At 67.9% G+C, this 18,579-nt stretch carries 19 protein-coding genes; 12 read left to right on the forward strand and 7 right to left on the reverse strand.

Annotated elements, in window-relative coordinates; translation table 11 throughout:
* Positions 1–26: 26 nt before the first annotated feature.
* Positions 27–1,523, reverse strand: coding sequence for an acyl-CoA carboxylase subunit beta (locus A5696_RS07855; RefSeq protein WP_067875974.1), 1,497 nt, complete (start codon positions 1,521–1,523; stop codon positions 27–29).
* Positions 1,524–1,593: 70 nt separating this feature from the next.
* Between A5696_RS07855 and A5696_RS07860 the strand changes: the two genes are divergently transcribed.
* The 4 genes from A5696_RS07860 to A5696_RS07875 all read left to right on the forward strand — a co-directional run bounded on the left by A5696_RS07860 (position 1,594) and on the right by A5696_RS07875 (position 5,050).
* Complete coding sequence (locus A5696_RS07860) at positions 1,594–2,616, forward strand: LLM class F420-dependent oxidoreductase (RefSeq protein ID WP_067875976.1); 1,023 nt, start codon at positions 1,594–1,596, stop codon at positions 2,614–2,616.
* Positions 2,617–2,627: 11 nt separating this feature from the next.
* Positions 2,628–3,848, forward strand: coding sequence for a cytochrome P450 (locus tag A5696_RS07865; protein ID WP_067875979.1), 1,221 nt, complete (start codon positions 2,628–2,630; stop codon positions 3,846–3,848).
* Between the two features lie 18 nt (positions 3,849–3,866).
* Positions 3,867–4,694 (forward strand): SDR family NAD(P)-dependent oxidoreductase, encoded by an 828-nt coding sequence (locus A5696_RS07870; RefSeq protein WP_067875982.1) that lies wholly within the window; start codon positions 3,867–3,869, stop codon positions 4,692–4,694.
* A 107-nt stretch (positions 4,695–4,801) separates the two neighbouring features.
* On the forward strand, positions 4,802–5,050 hold the full coding sequence (locus tag A5696_RS07875) for a dsRBD fold-containing protein (RefSeq protein WP_067875985.1): 249 nt from the start codon (positions 4,802–4,804) through the stop codon (positions 5,048–5,050).
* On the opposite strand, the gene A5696_RS28255 is transcribed toward A5696_RS07875, so the two are convergent.
* Complete coding sequence (locus tag A5696_RS28255; protein WP_369803309.1) at positions 5,047–5,484, reverse strand: DUF6264 family protein; 438 nt, start codon at positions 5,482–5,484, stop codon at positions 5,047–5,049. The genes A5696_RS07875 and A5696_RS28255 overlap by 4 nt on opposite strands.
* On the opposite strand from A5696_RS28255, the gene A5696_RS07885 reads away from it, so the two are divergent.
* Positions 5,483–5,923 carry a VOC family protein gene (locus tag A5696_RS07885; protein WP_067875990.1) on the forward strand — a complete coding sequence of 147 codons (441 nt, stop codon included), beginning with the start codon at positions 5,483–5,485 and terminating at the stop codon, positions 5,921–5,923. The two genes, A5696_RS28255 and A5696_RS07885, sit on opposite strands and share 2 nt — an antisense overlap.
* Entirely contained in the window at positions 5,920–6,672 is a 753-nt protein-coding gene (locus tag A5696_RS07890; protein WP_067875993.1) for an SDR family NAD(P)-dependent oxidoreductase, read from the forward strand. The genes A5696_RS07885 and A5696_RS07890 overlap by 4 nt, the downstream gene beginning before the upstream one ends.
* On the opposite strand, the gene A5696_RS07895 is transcribed toward A5696_RS07890, so the two are convergent.
* Positions 6,650–7,807: a Zn-dependent alcohol dehydrogenase gene (locus tag A5696_RS07895; protein WP_067875996.1), complete on the reverse strand. Its 1,158-nt coding sequence runs from the start codon at positions 7,805–7,807 to the stop codon at positions 6,650–6,652. The genes A5696_RS07890 and A5696_RS07895 overlap by 23 nt on opposite strands.
* Positions 7,804–9,030, reverse strand: a complete 1,227-nt coding sequence (locus A5696_RS07900; protein ID WP_067875999.1) for a cytochrome P450 — start codon at positions 9,028–9,030, stop codon at positions 7,804–7,806. Before A5696_RS07900 ends, A5696_RS07895 begins: the two co-directional genes overlap by 4 nt.
* 124 nt (positions 9,031–9,154) lie before the next feature.
* Between A5696_RS07900 and A5696_RS07905 the strand changes: the two genes are divergently transcribed.
* From A5696_RS07905 to A5696_RS07920, 4 genes are read left to right on the forward strand one after another with little or no spacing between them, the layout of a single operon-like run.
* Positions 9,155–9,514, forward strand: a complete 360-nt coding sequence (locus A5696_RS07905) for a Rieske (2Fe-2S) protein (RefSeq protein ID WP_067876002.1) — start codon at positions 9,155–9,157, stop codon at positions 9,512–9,514.
* A 5-nt stretch (positions 9,515–9,519) separates the two neighbouring features.
* Positions 9,520–10,572 (forward strand): amidohydrolase family protein, encoded by a 1,053-nt coding sequence (locus A5696_RS07910; RefSeq protein WP_067876004.1) that lies wholly within the window; start codon positions 9,520–9,522, stop codon positions 10,570–10,572.
* Complete coding sequence (locus A5696_RS07915) at positions 10,569–11,711, forward strand: amidohydrolase family protein (RefSeq protein WP_067876006.1); 1,143 nt, start codon at positions 10,569–10,571, stop codon at positions 11,709–11,711. The genes A5696_RS07910 and A5696_RS07915 overlap by 4 nt, the downstream gene beginning before the upstream one ends.
* 13 nt (positions 11,712–11,724) lie before the next feature.
* Positions 11,725–12,684 carry an alpha/beta hydrolase gene (locus tag A5696_RS07920; protein WP_067876591.1) on the forward strand — a complete coding sequence of 320 codons (960 nt, stop codon included), beginning with the start codon at positions 11,725–11,727 and terminating at the stop codon, positions 12,682–12,684.
* A gap of 4 nt (positions 12,685–12,688) precedes the next feature.
* On the opposite strand, the gene A5696_RS07925 is transcribed toward A5696_RS07920, so the two are convergent.
* Both A5696_RS07925 and A5696_RS07930 read right to left on the reverse strand, forming a co-directional pair.
* A complete protein-coding gene (locus tag A5696_RS07925) occupies positions 12,689–13,303 on the reverse strand; it encodes a hypothetical protein (protein ID WP_067876008.1) in 615 nt (204 codons plus the stop codon).
* Positions 13,300–14,052, reverse strand: coding sequence for a hypothetical protein (locus A5696_RS07930; RefSeq protein ID WP_067876010.1), 753 nt, complete (start codon positions 14,050–14,052; stop codon positions 13,300–13,302). Before A5696_RS07930 ends, A5696_RS07925 begins: the two co-directional genes overlap by 4 nt.
* Before the next feature lie 154 nt (positions 14,053–14,206).
* Between A5696_RS07930 and A5696_RS07935 the strand changes: the two genes are divergently transcribed.
* Entirely contained in the window at positions 14,207–15,358 is a 1,152-nt protein-coding gene (locus tag A5696_RS07935; RefSeq protein ID WP_067876013.1) for an acyl-CoA dehydrogenase family protein, read from the forward strand.
* On the forward strand, positions 15,355–16,599 hold the full coding sequence (locus tag A5696_RS07940) for an acyl-CoA dehydrogenase family protein (protein ID WP_067876016.1): 1,245 nt from the start codon (positions 15,355–15,357) through the stop codon (positions 16,597–16,599). Before A5696_RS07935 ends, A5696_RS07940 begins: the two co-directional genes overlap by 4 nt.
* On the opposite strand, the gene A5696_RS07945 is transcribed toward A5696_RS07940, so the two are convergent.
* Positions 16,559–18,547 (reverse strand): SpoIIE family protein phosphatase, encoded by a 1,989-nt coding sequence (locus A5696_RS07945; RefSeq protein WP_067876019.1) that lies wholly within the window; start codon positions 18,545–18,547, stop codon positions 16,559–16,561. The genes A5696_RS07940 and A5696_RS07945 overlap by 41 nt on opposite strands.
* Positions 18,548–18,579 lie beyond the last annotated feature (32 nt).

An 18,579-nucleotide genomic window follows, 5' to 3' on the forward strand; every position in this document is an offset into this window, starting at 1 on the left:
CTCTTGCGTCTGCTCGCGGGAGAAATTTAGGGCATGATGACCGTGCGCGCAACGGGTTCGGCGGCCGCCTGCCGGCTGGACAGGCCGCGCCGCAACGAGGCGAGCAGCGCGTCGCGCGTCTCGCGGGGATCGATGAGCTCGTCGAAGCCCATGTGCTCGGCCGATCGATACGACGCCTGCAGCTCGGCGCTGCGCAGCTTGGCGGACAGGTCCTCGCCGGCGTGAGATGCGCGGGTGAGCGCCGCCGCGCTCATCGCGCCCATCGTCGCCCCCGGGTAGGCGAAGGTCGCGACCTGATGGTCGAAACTCAACAGCGACATCACCATCGAGCCGAACCCGTACGCCTTGCGCAGCGTCAGGTGCAGCTTCAGCGTGGTGGCCGCGGTCTGCGCCGCGAACATGCGCGCACCGGCGCGCAGCACGCCGCTGCGCTCGGACCGGCTGCCCGGCAGCATGCCGGGATTGTCGGCGAGGAACACGATCGGCAGGTGGAACGAGTCGGCCACCATGATGAAGTGCGCCGCCTTGTCGGCTGCGTCGGCATCGATGGAGCCGGCCAGCACCTTGGGCTGGTTGGCCACCACGGCAACGGGGTGGCCGCCTAGATGGGCCAGCGCGCAGATGACCGCCTTGCCGTACAGCGGTTGCACTTCGAACCAGTCGGGACTGTCGAAGACCGCGTCGAGCACCGCGCGCATGTCGTAGACGCGGCGGTTGTCGCGGGAGACGATGTCGAGCAGCTCCGGCGTCGGCCGGGGCTTCGCCGCATCCGAGCCCGGCAGTGCGGGTGGGTACGACCACGCGCTGGGCGGGAAGTACGACAGGTAGCGCCGGATCTCGTCGAGGACAGCCTCGTCGTCCTCGGCGACGTTGTGGATGACGCCGCTGGGTATGGCGACGTCCGGCCCGCCGAGGTCCTCCTTCGAGATGTCCTCTCCGGTCGACTCTTTGACGACGGGCGGTCCGGCGGTGAAGATCGCGCCCCGGGCGCTCATGATCCGGAAGTCGCAGACCGGGGCCACCAGCGCGCCGTGCCCGGCGGAGGGGCCGAGCACCGCGGCGACCGTCGGGACGCGGCCCGAGCACTGCGTCTGGGCCAACAGGTCGGTGGGGCTGCGCCCGTAATGCCCTCCGGTGGGCCGAAATCCGGCGCCTTCGAGCAGCATCACCAGCGGAATCTTGTCCCGCAGCGCCAGTTCGGCGATGCGGTATCGCTTGGAGTTGCCCCCCGGGCCGATGCTGCCGGCCATGGTGGTGAAGTCCTCGGCGCCCAGCATCACCGGCGAGCCGTTGATCTCACCGGAGCCGACGATCAGTGCGTCGGCCGCGACGTCGCCGCCGACCAGCGTGCCGAACTCGCGGAAGGTGCCGGGGTCGAGGAGTCGCTCGATTCGCGCGCGGGCGTCCAGCTTGCCCTTGTCGCGATGCTTGCCGAGGCGTTCCGGGCCGCCCATTGCGCGCGCATGCTGGCGGCGACGCTCGAGGTCGTCGAGCGTTTCGCCCCAATCTTGGGCTTTCGTCATGCCTATGTCCTACCATGCCCACTCGACCGGCAGGGTCACATACTGGATTGCTTACTGTAAAGTTACCCGCATGGGTAGCAGCCCCCGCCTCAAGCTCGACGGGGGCATCCCCAATCAGCTCGCCGAGGTGCCGTTCGTCGCCGGCGCCCTGGAGAAGGACGGGTACGACGCCGGGTGGACCGCCGAAACCAGCCATGATCCGTTCTTTCCGCTGCTGTTGGCGGCCGAACACACGTCGCGGCTCGAGTTGGGCACCAACATCGCGGTCGCGTTCGCCCGCAACCCGATGATCGTCGCCAACATCGGCTGGGACCTGCAGGCGTATTCGCAGGGCCGGTTCATCCTCGGCCTCGGCACTCAAATCCAGCCCCACATCGAGAAGCGGTTCAGCATGCCGTGGAGCCGTCCGGCGCCCCGGATGCGCGAATTCGTCGCCGCGCTGCACGCGATCTGGTCGGCGTGGAAGGACGGCACCAAGCTTCGGTTCGAGGGCGACTTCTACACGCACAAGATCATGACGCCGATGTTTACGCCTGAGCCGCAGCCTTATCCGCCGCCGAAGGTGTTCCTCGCCGCGGTCGGCGAGACGATGACCGAGATGTGCGGCGAGGTTGCCGACGGTCACCTCGGCCACCCGATGGTGTCGAAGCGCTACCTGGAGGAGGTGACGCTGCCGGCGTTGCTGCGCGGGATGCAGCGCTCCGGGCGCGATCGCGGCGTCTTCGAGGTGTCGTGCGAGGTGCTGGTCGCGACCGGCGGGAACGACGACGAGCTGGCAGCGGCCAGCACCGCGGTGCGCAAGCAGATCGCGTTCTACGGATCGACGCCGGCCTATCGCAAGGTCCTCGAACTCCACGGCTGGGACGACCTGCACACCGAACTGCACCGGCTCTCCCTGGCGGGGGAGTGGGACACCATGGGTTCGCTCATCGACGACGAGATGCTCGCGGCTTTCGCCGTCGTCGGTCCGGTCGACACGATCGCGGCCGGTCTGAAGAGCCGCTGCGAGGGCGCGGTGGACCGGGTCCTGCCCATCTTTTTGACCGCTTCGCAAGCCTGTATCTCTGCCGTGGTGAAGGAGTTTCGCGAGTGAGCACGTCGACGATGGACGAGGCCGCCAAGCTGTTGACGGACCCGCTGGCCTACACCGACGAGCGGAGGCTGCACGCGGCGCTGGCCCACCTGCGCGCCTGCGCGCCGGTGTCGTGGGTCGACGTGCCGAACTACAAGCCGTTCTGGGCGATCACCAAGCACGCCGACATCATGGACATCGAACGCGACAACATGCTGTTCACCAACTGGCCGCGCCCCGTGCTGACCACCGTGGAGGGTGACGAGCAGGCGCTCGCGGCCGGGGTTCGCACCCTGATCCATCTGGACGACCCGCAGCACCGGGTGGTGCGCGCGATCGGCTCCGATTGGTTTCGCCCGAAGGCGATGCGGGCGTTGAAGGTTCGCGTCGACGAACTGGCCAGGATCTACGTCGACAAGATGCTGGCGGCGGGGCCCGAATGCGACTTCGTGCAGGAGGTCGCCGTCAATTACCCGCTCTACGTGATCATGTCGCTGCTCGGGCTGCCCGAGGCCGACTTCCCGCGCATGCTGAAACTGACCCAGGAGCTGTTCGGCAGCGAGGACGCCGAATTCAAACGGGGCACCACCAACGAGGACCAGTTGCCCGCGCTGTTCGACATGTTCCAGTACTTCAACGGGGTGACCGCGTCGCGCCGCGAGCATCCGACCGAGGACCTCGCGTCGGCCATCGCCAACGCCCGCATCGACGGCGAGCCGCTCTCGGACATCGAAACCGTCTCGTACTACCTCATCGTGGCCACCGCGGGGCACGACACGACCAGCGCGACCATCTCCGGCGGCATGCAGGCGCTGATCGAGAACCCGGACCAGCTGGAGCGCCTGCGCGACAACCTCGACCTGATGCCTTTGGCGACCGAGGAAATGATCCGCTGGGTCACCCCGGTCAAGGAGTTCATGCGCACCGCGGCCAAGGACACCACCGTGCGCGGAATACCCGTCGCCGCAGGCGATTCCGTGTTGCTGTCCTACGTGTCGGCCAACCGCGACGAGGATGTCTTCGACGACCCGTTCCGCTTCGACGTCGGCCGCGATCCCAACAAGCATCTGGCCTTCGGCTACGGCGTGCACTTCTGCATGGGGGCGGCCCTGGCCCGCATGGAGGTCAACAGCTTCTTCTCCGAGTTGCTGCCGCGGCTGAGATCCATCGAGCTGACCGGCGAACCCGAACTGACCGCCACCACCTTCGTCGGCGGGCTCAAACACCTGCCGGTGCGCTACTCACTGACGTGATTCCCTAGCCTCTAGGCAATGGGGCGCAGGACGATCGTCATCACCGGTGCCAGCGACGGCCTCGGCGCCGCCGCGGCCCGCCGGCTGCGCCGGTGCGGCCACGACGTCGTGGTCGTCGGCCGGGCGCCCGATAAGACCGCCGCGGTGGCCGCGGAACTGGGCGCCGACCACTTCGTGGCCGACTTCGCCGACCTGTCTCAGGTGCGGGCCCTCGCGGACCAGGTTCGCGCGCGGTGCCCCCGTATCGACGTCTTGGCCAACAACGCCGGGGGCATGTTCACCAAGGCCCGGCGCACCGTCGACGGGCACGAAATGACCCTCCAGGTCAACTACCTGGCGCCGTTTCTGCTCACGACGCGGCTGCTGGACCTGCTCGTCGAATCCCGAGCCACCGTCATCAACACCACCAGCTCATCGCACAAGCTGGTTCCCCGCGTGAGAGTTTCCGATCTGGAGGACACGAGCGGGCGCCGACCCAGCTCCGCTTACGCGCTGACCAAGCTCGCAATCGTCTTGTTCACCAGGGAATTACATCGGCGATACCACGACCAGGGCTTGTCAGCCGCGACGTTTCACCCCGGCTTCGTCAACTCCAATTTCGGCGAGGCGTCGGGATCACGGTTTCTGGTGTTCATGAAGTACCGGGTGCCGATCTCGGCCCGGTTCACCGTCACCGCGGACGAGGCGGCCGACCAGCTGGTCCGGCTGGCGACGAGCGTGCCGGGCGTGGACTGGACTGCCGGCGAGTACTACGCGAAGGGCAAGCTCGCCAGGGCCAACCGCGCGGCCTACGACCCCGTTCTTGCCCGCGAGTTGTGGGATCGCACCCTCTCGAACATCGTGTGACCGCCAGGAGTGTCCAATGGCAGTCGGCGGTGGGACCAAAGTCACCAGTATCCGCCACGCCGGGACATGACCACCAAGGTGCCCGTGTCCCGCAGGATGATTCGTACATGCAGCACAGCAGCGCCTCGACATCTCTCACCCATCCGGTGGTCACCGTGACGATCGGCGAGCACCGCGGCAGGACCAACGCGAAGGCCGAGTTGCAATGGTGCGGTGCGCATTTGGCCGGTGTCGGCGTCGCGTATCGTCATCCGGCCGACTGCCTGGCACGGGCGGCCCGCCACGAACTGGCGACGGCTCGGGCGCTGGCGGACCTGGCGGACCAGCTCACCGAGCTGTCCCGCGGCACGGCCTAAGGGTTACCTGCGAAGCCGAGTGCCGCTATGACGACGACCTGGCCGACGCAGCACAGCAACGGTACGAAAAACGCTCGTCTTCGCGTCCTCCTGCGCCAGATGACGAGGGCGAGGTCGAGGACCATCAGCACCACGCTGACGCCTATCGCGATCGGGGCCCCATTGCTGCGCCAGGGGTTACTGCAGTCGAGATTGTGATACCGGCACCTCGACTCCAAGTATTCCTGCTCGTTGGCGAGGCTGGCCGCCATCCCTATCGTGTACAGCACCAGCAAGCCGTGCACTACCAGCAGCAGAACGGTCACGGCTGTGTCGGCCAAGCGTCGGGGGACGGGAGACTGGCCGGTTGACATGGTCTGATTATCCACACCCTGGCAACCGGCGGCAGTGGGATTTACGCTCGCGGAACGGCCTGAAGCAGAAGGGAAGCCCATGCCAGGTATCCACCACGCCGCGATCTGCACCGCCGACGTCGAACGCTCGATGAAGTTCTGGCGCGACGGCCTGGGATTCACCGAACTTTTCGACCACGCCTTCACCGGGGACTGGCCTGAACTCTTTGGCGCAAAGACCGATCGCCTGCGGTCGGTGTTCCTTGGCGATCCGCAGGCGCCCGACACGGGCATCGTGGAGTTGGTCGTGTTCGAGGGAGCCGACAAGGCGCCGGCGATACCCCAGGGGCCCCGGCACGGGTTCTTCCTGCTCTCCCTGCAGTGTGAGGTCGACCAGACGCTCTCCGCCCTGGCCGCACTGGGTTTCGCCGACGGCGTGCGCCGCATCAGCGTGCCGGCCCCGGGCGGCGCGACGGTCCCGATGGCGGTGGTCACCGCGCCCGACGGCGTGCTCGTCGAGTTGATCGGGCCCGCGCGATGACCGCGCTGGTGACCGGCGGCGCGTCCGGCATCGGTCGCGAGGTCGCCGCGCGGCTGCGCGAGGCCGGTCACGACGTCGTGGTGTGGGACCTGTCCGGCGGCGACATCGGCTGCGATGTGAGCGATCCCGACGCGGTATCGGCGGCGATGGAACAAACCGTGCGCGACCACGGCGCGCCCAACCGGATAGTGACCTGCGCCGGGATCGGCGCGTCGGGCCTGCTGCTCGAACAGCCGACCGCCGAATGGCAACGGGTCTTGGCGGTCAACCTCACCGGCACCTGGCTGACGATCCGGACGGGGGCACGGGCCATGATCGACGCCGGCGTGGGCGGCTCGATCGTCGCGGTATCGAGCATCAGCGGCACCCTGGCGGATCGCGACATGGGGGCCTACTGCGTCTCCAAGGCGGGCGTCGACATGCTGGTGAGGGTCGCCGCCGTCGAATGGGGCGTGCACGGCATCCGGGTCAACGCCGTGGGACCCGGCGTCACCCGCACCCCGATGCTGGCCAAGCCCGAACAACTGCCCGGCTGGGTGGAGGGCCTGTCCGAGCGCACGGCGTTCGGGCGCCTGGGCGAGGCCGCCGATGTGGCCGGCGCCATCGTGGGCGTCCTCGAATTGCCCTGGGTCACAGGTCAAATCGTGCACGCTGACGGCGGCCTGGCGTTGCACAGCCCCATCGACGCGTACGGCCAACTCCAGCGGGTGCTGGCCGGCGAGGACGTCAGCCGATCCCGAAATCGATGATGCCCCGGACGATCTTGCCGTCGAGCAGGTCGGCGTAGGCGTCGTTGACGTCGTCGAGGCGATAGCGCCTGGTGATCATCTCGTCGAGCTGCAGCTGCCCGGTCTCGTAGAGCCTGGCCAGCCTGGCGACGTCCGCCTTGGGGTTGCACGAGCCGAAGATGGTGCCCGCCAGCGTCTTGTTCATCAGGATGAAGTCCTGCAGGTCGATCTTGACCGACCGGGTCAACTGCGACGTCATGCCGGTGAGCACGCACGTCCCGCCCTTGCGGGTCAGCTGCACCGCGTCGCGCACGTCCTCCGGGCTGATCAAGGACGGCGAGACCACCACCGCGTCGGCCATCACCCCGTACGTCAGGCCACGCACCAGGTCCAAAGCCTCGGCCACGCTTGCGGCGCTGTGCGTCGCGCCGAACCGCAGCGCCGACTTCTGCTTGAACTCAACGGGATCGACCGCGACGATCTGCGCCGCTCCGTTGATCCGGGCGGCCTGGATCGCGCCGGTGCCGATGCCGCCGACGCCGATCACCACGACGGTGTCGCCGGCGCGCATGTTGGAGCGGTTCGCGACCGAACCGTAGCCGGTCGGAATGGCGCACGACAGGAGCGCGCTCGGGGCCAGTGGCAGGTGTGGCTCGATCTTGACGAGCGAATTCGTCGACACCACCGTGTGTTCGGCGAACGCACCGACCTTGGCGATGTGGCCCAGGTTCCGGCCGTCGGCGGTGTGGTGGCGGAAGGTGCCGTCGGTGGGCATGCCCGGGACCATGGTGCCGATGCCGACGTCGCACAGGTACTCGATCCCGCTCGCGCACCAGCGGCACTGCCCGCAGACGGCGACGAACGACATCACCACGTGATCCCCGGGCGCGAAATCGGCGACGCCCGGCCCGACTTCGCGCACGATGCCGGAGCCCTCGTGGCCCCCGATCATCGGGAACATGGTTGGCAGGCCGAGGGATCGCATCACCTCGTTGGGCGCCGACATGTCGCCCTTGAGGATGTGGTCGTCCGAATGGCACAGCCCGGCGGCGGCCAGTTGGACCAGGACCTCGCCCGCGCGGGGCGGGTCGAGCTCGAATTCCTCGACAGACCAAGGGCCGCCGACGTCGTGCAGGATTGCGGCGCGGCTTCTCATGCGGCCGGGTCGAACGTGACGGGCAGCTTGTTGGGTGACCGGAATGTCAGCCCGACGATCCTGGAGTCCTCGCCGGTTCCGTCGTCGGGGACGAGGGCCAACTCGCTGACGCGGTCGAACAGGCTGTTCAGCATGACGCGCGTCTCCAGCCGCGCCAGGTGCATGCCGAGGCACATGTGGATGCCGGCGGCGAACGCGATGTGGGCGTGCCGCGGCCGGTGAATGTCAAAGGTGTCGGGGTCGGGCCAGCGGCTTTCGTCGCGGTTGGCCGAGCCCATGCACATGTCGATTTGGGCGTCGGCCGGTATTGTCTTGCCGCCTATTTCGATTTCCTCGGTGGTGGTGCGCATGACCATGGTCAGCGGCGTCTCGACCCGGAGGCCCTCCTCGATGGCGGCCGGGATCAGTGACCGGTCCCGCTGGACCATCGCCAGCTGCTCGGGGTGGGTCAGCAGCAGGTACAACAGGTTGCCCGACGAGCGATAGGTGGTCTCCAGGCCGGCCGGCAGCAGCAGTCGCAGGAACGCGATGATCGCCTCGTCGGTGAGCTTCTCGCCGTCGATCTCGGCGGCGACCAGGTCGCCGATGATGTCGTCGGTGATCTTGCGGCGCCGTTGCTCCACCTGGTCGAGGAAGTAGCCGTGCAACTCGGTGGCCGCGTTGAGCCCGGCCTCGATGTCGGTCTGGATCGAGATGAGGTCGAGGGATAACCGCCGGAACATGCCGAGATCCTCGGCGGGCAGGCCGAGCAGCGTCGCGATGATCCGCGTCGGAAACTCGAACGTCAGGGCCTTCACCAGGTCGGCGTGGCCGTCGTTCTTGATCTCATCGATCAGTCGATCGCAGACCGGCCCGATGACCGACGGCTCCCAGCGCTCCAGCGCGGTGGCCCGGAAGGCCTTGGCGACCAGGCTGCGGTGGTCGTGGTGCTCCTTGCCGCCCATCGCCAGGATGGTGCGGCCCATCACCAACCCGATCGTCTTGTCGTACGCGGCCGAGGTGAAGACGCGGTCGTCGCGGAAGGCCTGGAACACCCCGTCGTAGCCGAACAGAACCCACTCGTCGGCGGGCCGCAATTCCTCCGGCATCTGCGAGTGGTCCGTCAGCGCACCGTGCCACACGGGATCGGTGCGCCGCATGTATTCGAAGAACGGATACGGGCTGGTTTCGCCGGTGAGGTCTAGGGTGACGGGCTGGCCGTCGGGATCCGTGCTGAGCGTCATTCGCGCTCCTCCTGGGCGGCAATTCAACGCCGGATAGGTGGCGGGGGGAATAATCGCTATCATAGTATAAATAGCAACCAAGCTTAACGGCTTGTGGTGTCTTCCAGGAGGCGGTGACTCTCAGGTGCCTCAGCGGCAATTCGTGTGCTCCCTCGACGAGCTCCCGCCCGGCGGGATGAAACTGGTCGACGTCGGAAAGTTCGGCGTCGGCGTCTACAACGTGCGCGGTGAGCTGTACGCGATCGTCAATTACTGTTCACACGAGGGCGCGCCGCTGTGCCTTGGCCTGATCGGCGGCACCAACGAGCCGGCTCCGGAATCACCCGACGGCATGCGCCGCGTGCGCGACGGGCAGATCGTTCGATGCCCTTGGCACAACTGGGAATTCGATCTCGCCACGGGCCAAAACGTGGCCGATCCGAGCCGCCGTGTCCGCACCTACCCGGTCGATGTCACCGACGGGGAGGTGTATTTGACCGCATGAGCCCCATGATCATTGACGCATGCGTGCAACCGCACTTCCGCTACAACGCCGAGATACGGCGTTACCTACCGCCCGCCCACCAGCTGCGGTCAATCCCCGACGTCGAGCAGCAGTGGTATCAGGCGCCCGGCGGTGACTACCGGGAGGACCTCTACGGGGAGCACTACCCGGGGTCGGATCCAGAGACCGTGAGCCGGCACCTGTTCGGCGACACGGGCGTCAATTACGCCATTTTGAACCCGCTGACCCGGGGCAACATCGCCGATTACCTGCTGAACAGCCGAATCTGCGGGGCGGTCAACGACTGGCTGCTCGATCGTTGGCTGGAGCCCGACCGCAGCGACCGATACACGGACCGGTTTCTGGGCACCATCCGCGTCAACCCCGAGGACCCGAGGGGCGCGGTCGCCGAGATCGAGCGCCTCGCCGGTCACCCGAAGCTGGTGCAGGTCGGTGTCCCCCTGCAGTCGCGCGAGCCTTACGGCAAGCCGATGTTCGAGCCCATCTGGGAGGCCGCCGCCGCGCACGGGTTGCCGGTCGCGGTCCACATCAACGGCGGCAACGGCGTCGACCACCCGCCGACCTTCGCCGGGCACGCGCACACCTACCCGGGCTATGCGGCGTTCATGCCGCTGAACTACTTCGTGCACCTGGCCACCCTCATCATCGAAGGCGTCTTCGGCCGGCACCCGGGCCTGAAGTTCGTGTTCGCCGACGGCGGCTACGACATCCTCACCCCGCTGATGTGGCGGCTGGACACCTTCTGGTTGTCGATGCGCGACCAGACGCCTTGGGTCGACCGCTATCCCAGCGAATACCTGCCCGGCCACGTCCGGTTCTGCTCCTCGGCGTTGGACGGCCCCACGGAGGCCGACGCGATGCAGCGGTGGATGGACTTCACCGGCAAGTCCGACCTGCTGATGTACGGATCGGGCTACCCCCACTGGTCCACCTCGCCGCCGGAGGCGATCGCCGAGGGGCTGGACGCCGACCAGCGCGAAAAGGTGTTGTGGCGCAACGCCAGTGAACTCTACGGGCTGAAGGAGCGTGTGCGATGACAACGATCGAGCGGATGGCACCGGAGACCAACCAAGAGATCGCGGTCACCATCGTCGATACCGACGTGCACCCGTTGCCGGTCTCGGCCGAGGTGCTCAAGTCCTACGCGCCGCCCGAATGGGTGGACAAGATCTGGCCGACGGGCAACGCGGTCAGCCCGGTGCCGCACTTCTACGACACCCCGGACTCGTACAAGACGATGTCGCTGCGCCTGGACGCCGCGCCGCCCGGCGGCGGAGTCGCCGGCAGCGACCCGGATTTCGCCGCCAAACAGTTGCTGCTCGACGCCGGCGTCAGCATCGCGACGCTGGAACCCATGTGCGACGCGCAACTGCCGCAGGCCGAGCACGTGCTCAAGTCCACCCACAACGACTGGCTCGCCGACGTCTGGCTCGACAAGTGCAACTGGCACGGCCGCTGGCGCGGCTCGATCAGCATCAGCGCGCAGACGCCGGAACTGGCCGCGCGCGAGGTGGAGCGGTGGGCCGGGCACCCGTACATGGCCCAGGTGCTGATGACACCCCAAACCCGCGGAATCCCTTTCGGGAACCCGCATTTCGACCCACTCTACGAGGCGGCCTCGCGCAACGGCTTCCCGGTCGCCACGCACCTCATGGGCCAGACACCGTTCGAGCTGATCCCGATCTACCCGGTCGGCAACCCCGCGCACTGGCACGACTTCTTCGCGTCCTGGCCGCTGCTGTACGTCTCGCACCTGATGAGCCTGGTGTTCGACGGCGCCTTCGACCGCCACCCCGATTTGCGGGTGGTCTTCGTCGAAGGCGGCTTCACGTGGGCGATGCCGGTGATGTCGCGGATGGACCGGATCTGGGAGGCCCGCCGCGGCGACCTGCCGCACGTGCGCCGGCGCCCGTCGGAGTACGTGCGCGAACATGTCCGGTTCACCACCCAGCCGCTGGAAGACGTCGACACCGTGCAGTTCCGCGAGTACCTGGAGATGATGGACCTCGGCGACAACCTGATGTTCTCGACGGACTACCCGCACTGGAGCTACGACTCGCCCACCTACGCGATCAACCGGTTCCCCGCCGACCAGCGGGAGCGAATCATGCGCGGCAACGCGACCGCCCTGTACGGGCTGCCGGCCACGGTCAAGGCGCTGCCCGGAGAACGGTGACGCGTTGGCGGACCTGACGCAGACCAACCTGACACGGCCGCAAGGCCTGACCCGCATCGACCCGGCGTTGCGGGAGGCCGCAATCGACTTGGGCGTCGTGGAGTTCCGCGCCGAGACGCTGCCCGCCGAGCGGCAACGGGCCAACCTGCGCGCCGCGGAGCGGGCCGCGGCCGTCGACACCGACGGCGTCGCAGTGGATTCGCGATCCATCGCCGGTCCCGACGGCCGGCGGCTGGACCTTCGCCTGTACCGCGGGGGCGCGGGATCCCCTGCGCCCCTGGTGGTGTACGCCCACGGCGGTTGCTTCGTGACGGGCAGCCTGGACACGGATCACGCCGAGTGCGTGGAGCTGGCCCGTGCCGCCGGCTGTCTACTCGTGTCCGTCGACTACCGGCTGGCGCCGGAAAACCCGTGTCCGGCGGCGCTGGCCGACGTCGAGGCGGCCCTGCGCCACGTCGTCGCTAATCCCGCCGAGTTCGACGCCGACCCCGGCCGCATCGCGGTGATGGGCCGGGATGCGGGTGCGGCGCTGGTCGCGGGTCTCGCCCAGCGGATGTTCGACGAAGAAGGACCGCCGATCCTGGTGCAGATCCTGCACCAGCCGATGCTCGACTCCGACACCACGCCGTCGCGCCGCGAATTCCAGCGCACTCCGGGCCTGAACGGCCCTGCAGTCAGCCGCGGGTGGGGCCACTACCTGGGTCACGCGTCCGCCGGCGGTCAAGACGTTCCCGCCCACCGGGCCAATCTCGAGGGGCTGCCGCCGGCATTCATCAGTTGTTCGGAAATCGACCCGTGCCGCGACGAGGCCATCGACTATGCCAACCGGCTGCTACACGCCTATGTGCACACCGAATTACACGTCATCGCAGCGACATTCAACGGCTTCGATTCGCTGGTTCCCGATTGGATTGTCTCCCGGGAGAACCGTGCGTTGCACGCGCAGACGCTGCGCCGCGTCTTCGCGATGTAGGCGGCTAGACCGGACTGAACTTGGTGATGAGCCAGTTGCCGCCGACCCGGCTCATCTTCACCAGCACGCTGCGGACCGCCACGGACGGCTGCGGGCTGTCCTTGGTCGTGGTGACCTGATCGACGAAAACCAGGGCGACGGCCGAATCGGGATGCAGCTCGGACACGGCGGCGCCGGTCACCTTGGCGGTGGTCTTCATCGACTTCTGCTTGGCCATCGGGGCCACGGTCTGTTGACTGAATTGGTCGTAATAGGACAAGAAATCGCCGGTGAGATGCGACCTGGCCTTCGCGAAGTCCTTGTCGAGCGAGTCGGCCGAGTACGACAGCAACGCCACCGTTGCCTCGGACGCGGCCGCGGCCACCGTTCGGGCGACGTCGTCGTTGGTTTGTTGATCGGGCCGGTACCAATCGAAGTACAGCCACGTCGCCACCCCGCCCGAAACCAGCAGGAGCACAACCAGAACCGACGCGATGGCTTTGCGCAGCCCCGGGGAAAGGATGCGGCGCGACGGCTCGCCCTCCTCGGGGGAGTCCTCCTCCTCCGCGGTCTCTTCGGCCTCGACTTCCGGCTCGGCACCCGGTGCAGCCGAATCGATGTCGCGCACATCTTCGGTCACGGTACGTACTCAACTTTCGACATCTTGTACTGCCCGGCGACATTGGCGACCGTCACGCGCAGCCGCCAGACCAAGGGCGGCACGTCCTTCCCGGGCGGGGAATTGGTGACCTGCGAGGTCGCCGAGACCAACACCACCGCGGAGTTCCCGTTGAGGGATTCCAGCGCGGCGGCGTTCACGGTTCCCTCGGTGACCGCCTTCGACTGGGTGACCACCGAGATGAAGTCGTTGGCCCGTTGCTGGAAGTCGTCTTTGAATTGGCCTGTGGAGCCGTCGATCACGCGCTGGATGTCTTCCTTGGCCTTGTTGTAGTCGAGCGAGATCATGTTGAGGACGTTCTGCTTGGCCCCGGCGACGAACGCGGCTTCCCGCTGTTGGTGCCGGGTGGCGTCGCGGTGTTGAACCACCATGTAGGCGCTCACCGCGGCGAAAGCGACGACCGCGATCGCGGTGGCCACCGCGGCGATCGCCGGCAGCCGCCGTCGCCAGCCCGCTTGCTCCGTGACGGACTCGTCGTAGTCCGTCTCGTATTCCTCGTCGGCGGCCTCGTCGTAGTCCTCTTCGTAGTCTCCTTCGTAAGCCTCGTCGTCGTATGCCTCGGCATGGGCGGGCCGGCCGAGGGCCTCGCGCCGCAACCGGGCGGCGGCGGCGCGGGCCTTGGCCGCGGCGGCCAGCGCCTCGGCCGCGGCGGCCTCCGCCGCCTGCGCCTCTTCGAGCAACGCCTTCGCGTCGGGGTCCGGCTCAGCCATCGCGATTACCGCTCGTCACGACCATTATCGATTGCACTCCGGTATCTCTTACGGTATTGCTCGTTGCTAACATCAGAATCCCCAGCGAATCCCGACGAGAACCGACCAGGCGGATGATCAACCACCCACGCTTTCTCCCGAATGCTCCGGCATCATGACCGCTGTCGACTCTCCCGAAAAGATACTCTTCGCTTCCACGACCCAGGCCTTTCTACAAAAAGAAGCGCCGCTGCGTCGCGTGCGGGAATTGCACGCGGCCGGCCAGTCCTTCGACCCGGCGTGGTGGCGACGCGCCGCCGAACTCGGCTGGACGGCCCTGCTGGTGCCCGAGGAGCTGGGCGGCGGCAGCGTCTCGGGCAGCGGTCTCGAGGACCTGGCCATGGTCGCCGAACAACTCGGCAAAACCGTCGCGCCGGGACCGCTGTATCCCGTCAGCGTGGTGCTGGCCGCGCTCGCCGAGTGCGCCGACCCGCGGTCGCACGTCGACACCATCGAGTCGCTGATGTCCGGCGCAACCGTCGCGTCGTGGGCGGTCTGCGAGCCGGGCCGGGCCTGGGAGCCGCTGGACCCGTCGGCGGCGGCCACCCGGACGGACGCCGGCTTCACCATCACCGGCACCAAGGACCGGGTCGAGGCCGGCGCCCAGGCCGCGGTGCTGCTCGTCGTGGCGCGATGCGGCGGCGAGATTCGTCAGTTCCTGGTCCCGACGGACGCAGCGGGCGTCCGCATCGAACCTCAGCAGTCGGTCGACCTGGTCAAGCAATACGCGCGCGTGCATTTCGACGCGGTGGTCGTGGGGCCGTCCGCGGTTGTCGGCAGCGCGACCGAGACCGCCGCCCTGATCGACCGGCAGAGCCAGATCGCCCAGGTGCTGCAGTGCGCCGAGGTAGTCGGCATCCTGCAGACGGTGTTCGACTTCACCGCGCAATGGGCGCTGGACCGGCACACCTTCGGCCGCCCGCTGGCGTCCTACCAAGTGCTCAAGCACGGGTTCGCCGACATGAAGTTGTGGCTGGAAGCGTGTCGCGCCACCACGGCGGCCGCGGTCGCCGACGTCGCCGCCCGCTCGCCCAACGCGGGCCTGTCTGCCAGCATCGCCAAGTCCTACGTCGGTGAGATGGCCGTGCGGGTCGTCCAGGCGTGCGTGCAGATGCACGGCGGCATCGGCGTCACGTGGGAACACGACCTGCACCTGTACCTGAGGCGAGTTACGTTGTACCGCTCCATGTTCGGCACGCCCGAGGAACACAACCTTCGCGTGTACGCGGCGGAGAAGGCGGCCCGATCGATGACGAACGCCGGATGACCACCACGGAATCGGTTACGGCGTTCGCCGCGCGCGCCCGGGAGTGGCTGGCGGACAACATGCCCGCGATCGACCCCGAGCACCCGCCGCCCGCCCCGCGCGACGACGAGCGGTCGTGGCGGCGCGCCCGAGAATTGCAAAAGCGGCTCTATCAAGCGGGATTCGCGGGCATTTGCTTCCCCCGCGAATACGGTGGACTGGGCCTGGATTACGAATACCAGAAGGCGTTCGACGCCGAGTCCTTCGGCTACGAGATGCCGTTGATCCTCAACACCCCCACGTTCACCATCTGCTGCGCCACGCTGCTCGACACCGGCACCGAGGAGCAAAAGAGGCGCCACATCGCCGCGGCGCTGCGCGGCGACGAGGTGCTGGTGCAGCTGCTGAGCGAACCCAGCGGCGGCTCGGATCTGGCCGGTGTGATCACCCGGGCCGAACGGCGCGGCGACCGTTGGGTGATCGACGGAGCCAAGACGTGGAGCACCAGCGCGTTCGCCGCCGACTACGGACTGTGCCTGGCGCGCACCGACTGGGATGTGCCCAAGCACGAAGGGCTGACCATGTTCCTGGTGCCCATCGCCCATCCGGGAATCACGTTGCGGCGCATCACGATGCTGAGCGGATCCACCGAGTTCTGCGAGGAGTTCCTGGACGGTGTGGACGTGGGCGACGACGCCGTCGTCGGCGAGGTCAACGGCGGCTGGGCGGTGGCCTCGCGGCAGCTGTACCACGAACGGCGGGCGGTCGGGCAGGGTTCGGAGTTCGCCAGTGGCAGCGGCAGCGAGGGCGGCTCTTCCAAGCCCGTCGACTACGTGGCCCTCGCCGAGAAGACGGGCCGGGCCGACGACGAACGCGTCCACGAGATGGCCGGCCGGGTGCTCGTGCACCGCGCGGTGGCCGAGCAACTGATCGACCACGTGTTCCGCAACGTCCGGGACGGCGTGCTGCCACCCGCCGCCGGAACGTTGATCAGGCTCTTTCACTCCGAGACTGTGACCCTGGACATGGACACCGCCCTGGCGATCGCCGGAAGTGCCGGAGTCGTGGGGGAATTCGGCGAGGGACTGGAGACTGGGCTGAGGTACCTGTCCCGGCAGAACGTCGCCATCGGCGGCGGCACCACCGAGATGGCGCGCAACGTCATCGGCGAGCGCGTGCTGGGCTTCCCGCGCGAATACGCCGCCGACCGTGGGGTGCCGTTCAGCCAGGTCCGGCACGGCCAGGGTCTGGATCAACGCTGACGTTGTTGACAAAGGGCATCTGGACCAGCGACAGGACGTGATGGGCCGGGCTGCCCGGAGGGGCCACCAGCACCAAGGCGCCACCCTGCGTCTGGGCCCGGTCGCGGGCGGCGGCCAGCGCGCTGACGCCGGCCGAGCCCAGGTGGGTGACCCCGCTGAGATCGATGGTCAACGACCCTATGCCGGAACGGCTTTCGACGGCGATCTGCCGGTCCAGGGTGGATGCGGTGGTGGTGTCGACGTCGCCGCTGACGACGATGTGGCCGGCACCTCCGACCAGGGAGACGAATTCGGAGTTGACGGGTCGCCGGCGGGTGGACCGGCTGACGGTCGCGGCGGTGATGAAGTTGGCCGGGCGCGACAGGCGGTGCGTCAGGCTGGCGGTCGTACCGCCGTCGTCGTGCGTGACCTGCGCCTGGGACACCAGCGCTTCGGCCATCGCGAGTCCGCGCCCGCGGCCCTGCTGGCCCTCGCGGTAGTCCTTCCAGTGCCCGTGGTCGATCACCGAGGCATGCAGGTTGCCGTCGCCGGACAGCGCGGCCTCGACGATGACGTCATTTGGCGCACCATGGGCCGCGGTCGCCGCATACCCGTGCTCGACAGCGTTTTCCACGAATTCGGAGACCGCGTGCACGATGTCGCAGATGTCGTCGGCGTCGGCGCCGATCTCCGTGAGCCAGCCGCGGAGCCGCGTGCGGATCGTGCGCGCGGCCTGGATCGTCGCGTCCACCGTGACGCGCAGCGGTGCCGGTGGCGTGCGCCGTTGCGCCGCAAGCAGGGTGACGTCGTCCTGGTAACCGGTCGACCGCAGCAGCAACTCCAGTGTCTCCGAGCAGAGCCGGTCGATCGGGCGTCCCGGCGCGCCGATGACGAAGCCGCCGCTGCCGTCGGCGATATTCGCCGCCAATTCGGCGAATTCCGCGGTGCTGGCGCCCAGCGGCCGGCCCGGGCGTTCGATCAGGCCGTCGGAATAGAGCAGGACCGAGTCGCCCACCTCCAGCACCTCCGTGCGCACCGGAAATCCCGTGCCGCTGCCGAGAGGTCCCGCGCCCGACGGCTCGGCGTACCGCGAGACGGCGCCGGCGCTCACCAGTAGCGGTGGCGGGTGTCCGGCTGTGCAGTACTGGAATTCGCCCGTCACGAGGTCGAGGGAACCCACGCACAGGGTGGCCGACTTCGACCCCGGCACATGTTCACAGAAGCGATCGAGCGCCTCGAGCGCCTCGATGATGCTGTGCCCCAACGCAATCTGCATCCGCAGTGCCGTGCGCAATTGCGACATGACCGCCGCGGCCTCGACGCCATGGCCGACGACGTCGCCCACGACGAGAACCAGCCGGTCCCCGAGGGCCATGGCGTCGAACCAGTCGCCGCCGGCCGCGGTGTCCTCCGCGGCGACGAGATACTCCGCGGCGATGTCGGCGCCCGGAACGACCGGCACCGACGGGGCCAGCAGCGCCTGCTGCATGACGATGGCCGAATCTCGCACGCTGCGGTAGCGCTCGGAGAGCTCATCGATCCGCGCCTCGGCGGCCGCCCGTGCCCGCACCCGCTCGGTGACATCGTCGAAAATGATCTGCACACCCTCGACCGACCCGTCGTCCCCGCGGCGCGGTGTGACCACGAAGTCGAAGTATCGTTCCTGGATGCCCGACCCGTCGTAGTCGGCCTGCAGCCGCCACTCCGTCCCGGATTGCGGTTCGCCGGTTTCGTACACCTGGTCGAACATCTGATAGATCTGCTGGCTCTCCAGCTCGGGGAACACCTCGACCGCACGCTTTCCCACCGGGTTGCCCGTTGGATTGAACGCCCGGTAGGCCGCGTTGACCGCGACAAACCGGTGCTCGGTGCCTTTCAGGCCGACCAGCATCGCCGGAACATTCTCGAAGACGCGGCGAACTTCGTCCGCCGCACCAACGGTCTTGTCCCAATCCTTTTTGGCGACCATCTGGCCGTCCCTTCGAGGTGTTTGCACACGTA

Source organism: Mycobacterium sp. E2699 (assembly GCF_001666745.1).
Classification (GTDB): domain Bacteria; phylum Actinomycetota; class Actinomycetes; order Mycobacteriales; family Mycobacteriaceae; genus Mycobacterium.

What these genes read in the sequence shown, in the direction of transcription:
- A5696_RS07855 (WP_067875974.1), bottom strand. Translation starts at nt 1,523, where the DNA reads ATGACGAAAGCCCAAGATTGGGGCGAAACGCTCGACGACCTCGAGCGT.
- A5696_RS07865 (WP_067875979.1), top strand. Translation starts at nt 2,628, where the DNA reads ATGGACGAGGCCGCCAAGCTGTTGACGGACCCGCTGGCCTACACCGAC.
- A5696_RS07945 (WP_067876019.1), bottom strand. Translation starts at nt 18,547, where the DNA reads ATGGTCGCCAAAAAGGATTGGGACAAGACCGTTGGTGCGGCGGACGAA.
- A5696_RS07940 (WP_067876016.1), top strand. Translation starts at nt 15,355, where the DNA reads ATGACCACCACGGAATCGGTTACGGCGTTCGCCGCGCGCGCCCGGGAG.
- A5696_RS07935 (WP_067876013.1), top strand. Translation starts at nt 14,207, where the DNA reads ATGACCGCTGTCGACTCTCCCGAAAAGATACTCTTCGCTTCCACGACC.
- A5696_RS07870 (WP_067875982.1), top strand. Translation starts at nt 3,867, where the DNA reads ATGGGGCGCAGGACGATCGTCATCACCGGTGCCAGCGACGGCCTCGGC.
- A5696_RS07890 (WP_067875993.1), top strand. Translation starts at nt 5,920, where the DNA reads ATGACCGCGCTGGTGACCGGCGGCGCGTCCGGCATCGGTCGCGAGGTC.
- A5696_RS07885 (WP_067875990.1), top strand. Translation starts at nt 5,483, where the DNA reads ATGCCAGGTATCCACCACGCCGCGATCTGCACCGCCGACGTCGAACGC.
- A5696_RS07860 (WP_067875976.1), top strand. Translation starts at nt 1,594, where the DNA reads ATGGGTAGCAGCCCCCGCCTCAAGCTCGACGGGGGCATCCCCAATCAG.
- A5696_RS07875 (WP_067875985.1), top strand. Translation starts at nt 4,802, where the DNA reads ATGCAGCACAGCAGCGCCTCGACATCTCTCACCCATCCGGTGGTCACC.
- A5696_RS07910 (WP_067876004.1), top strand. Translation starts at nt 9,520, where the DNA reads ATGATCATTGACGCATGCGTGCAACCGCACTTCCGCTACAACGCCGAG.
- A5696_RS07930 (WP_067876010.1), bottom strand. Translation starts at nt 14,052, where the DNA reads ATGGCTGAGCCGGACCCCGACGCGAAGGCGTTGCTCGAAGAGGCGCAG.
- A5696_RS07915 (WP_067876006.1), top strand. Translation starts at nt 10,569, where the DNA reads ATGACAACGATCGAGCGGATGGCACCGGAGACCAACCAAGAGATCGCG.
- A5696_RS07900 (WP_067875999.1), bottom strand. Translation starts at nt 9,030, where the DNA reads ATGACGCTCAGCACGGATCCCGACGGCCAGCCCGTCACCCTAGACCTC.
- A5696_RS28255 (WP_369803309.1), bottom strand. Translation starts at nt 5,484, where the DNA reads ATGGGCTTCCCTTCTGCTTCAGGCCGTTCCGCGAGCGTAAATCCCACT.
- A5696_RS07895 (WP_067875996.1), bottom strand. Translation starts at nt 7,807, where the DNA reads ATGAGAAGCCGCGCCGCAATCCTGCACGACGTCGGCGGCCCTTGGTCT.